The 2,288-nt window shown below is 61.0% G+C and carries 1 protein-coding gene; it reads right to left on the reverse strand.

The window, feature by feature from the left end; all coding sequences use genetic code 11:
• The coding region (gene aceE, locus BCY76_RS17115) for a pyruvate dehydrogenase (acetyl-transferring), homodimeric type (protein WP_085437964.1) at window positions 1-2,288 on the reverse strand (2,288 nt) is incomplete at both ends.

Genomic DNA, 2,288 nt, shown 5'->3' on the forward strand with positions numbered 1-2,288 from the left:
ACATCAGCAGCCACCCCCCAATCAGCGGCCAGCAGCCGCTGGGCCTCCAACGCCCAGGGCACCGCGACCCCAGAAGCCATCAGCTGCACCACCGGAGCATCACCATCCAGCTCCAGGCCATGCTCCCCACACCCCTGGGCCGCAGTGACCAATCGATAGATGCCCTTCTTCACACCAGTGACATCCAGGTCTTCCGGCTCAGGACGCTGAGTCACCGGCTCGTTATAGACGGTGAGGTAATACATCACATCATGATCCCCGGCATGATCCCCATACATCTCATAGAGACCCTGTTCGATGATATGAGCGATCTCGTACCCATAGGCCGGGTCATAATGCTTCACCGCTGGGTTGGTCCCGGCCAGGATCGGGGAATGCCCATCGAGATGCTGCAGCCCTTCACCGGCCAGCGTGGTCCGCCCGGCAGTGGCCCCGATGATGAAACCACGAGCCAGCTGATCCGCCGCAGCCCAGAACGAGTCCCCGGTGCGCTGGAACCCGAACATGGAGTAGAACACATAGACCGGGATCATCGGCTCACCATGAGTGGCGTAGCTGGTCCCAGCCGCAGTGAACGCCGCAGTGGCCCCGGCCTCATTGATCCCGGGATGCAGCAGCTGGCCCTGCGGAGATTCCTTATAGGCCAGCATCAGCTCACGATCCACCGAGAGATAGTTCTGTCCCTTGGGGTTATAGATCTTCGCGGTCGGGAAGAAGGAATCCATCCCGAAGGTCCGGGACTCATCCGGAACGATCGGCACGATCCGATGCCCGATGTTCTTATCCCGCATCAGGTCCTTGAGCAGCCGCACGAACGCCATCGTGGTGGCCGCCTGCTGCTTGCCCGAGCCCTTCTTCGCCTGGGCATAGGTCTTCGCCCCCGGCAGGACCAGCGCGCCGGCCTCTGCCCGGCGGGCCGGCAGCGCCCCGCCCAGCTCGGCCCGACGAGCCCGCAGATAAGCCATCTCCTCAGAGTCCTCACCCGGATGGTAATACGGCACCTGGTACGGGTCGGCCTCGATCTGTTCATCAGTGATCGGGATCCGCAGAGTGTCTCGGAACCGCTTGAGGTCCTCGATGGTCAGCTTCTTCATCTGATGGGTCGCATTACGACCCTCGAAGCTGGGACCCAGCCCATAGCCCTTGATCGTCTGAGCCAGGATCACCGTGGGCTTGCCCGTGGTGGACACTGCGGCCTGATACGCCGAGTAGACCTTCTGATAATCATGACCCCCACGCTTGAGGTTCCAGATCTCATCATCAGACATGTCCTCGACCATGGCCTTGGTCTTGGCCGACCGACCGAAGAAATGCTCCCGCACGAAGGCCCCGGACTCAGCCTTATAGGTCTGATAGTCCCCATCCAAGGTCTCATTCATGATCCGGACCAGCTCGCCATCATCATCACGGGCCAGCAGATCATCCCATTCCCGGCCCCAGAGCACCTTGATCACGTTCCATCCCGCTCCGCGGAAGAACGCCTCCAGCTCCTGGACGATCTTGCCATTGCCCCGGACCGGGCCATCCAAGCGCTGCAGATTGCAGTTGATCACGAAATGCAGATTGTCCAGTTTCTCATTGGCCGCATGCTGCAACAGCCCTCGCGACTCCGGCTCGTCCATCTCACCATCACCGAGGAACGCCCACACGTTCTGATCCGAGGTGTCCTTGATGCCGCGGTGATGCAGATACCGATTGAACTGGGCCTGATAGATCGCGTTCATCGGCCCGATGCCCATCGAGACCGTGGGGAACTGCCAGAAATCTGGCATCAGACGGGGATGCGGATACGAACTCAGCCCTTCCGGGGCCCGGGAGATCTCCTGCCGGAACCCATCGAGCTGGGCCTCGGTGAGCCGGCCCTCGAGAAACGCGCGAGCATAGTTGCCCGGAGAGGAATGTCCTTGGAAGAACACCTGGTCCCCACCACCAGGATGATCCGCGCCGCGGAAGAAATGATTGAATCCGACCTCATAGAGCGTGGCCACTCCCGCGTAGGAGGAGATATGACCACCCACCGCGACACCATCACGCTGAGCCCGGTGCACCATGATCGCCGCGTTCCACCGCAGGATCCGACGGAACCGGCGCTCCATCTCCTCATCCCCAGGAAACTCTGGTTCCTGATCCACCGGGATCGTGTTCACATAATCGGTGGTCGTGACCATCGGCACACCGATGGACTTCGCTCCAGCACGCTGGAGCAAGGTACGGATCATATACTCCGCACGCTCGGTGCCATGGACCTCCACCAACTGATCAAAAGACTCCAACCATTCCTGAGTCTC

It is taken from the genome of Nesterenkonia sp. PF2B19 (genome assembly GCF_001758425.2).
GTDB lineage: Bacteria > Actinomycetota > Actinomycetes > Actinomycetales > Micrococcaceae > Nesterenkonia > Nesterenkonia aethiopica.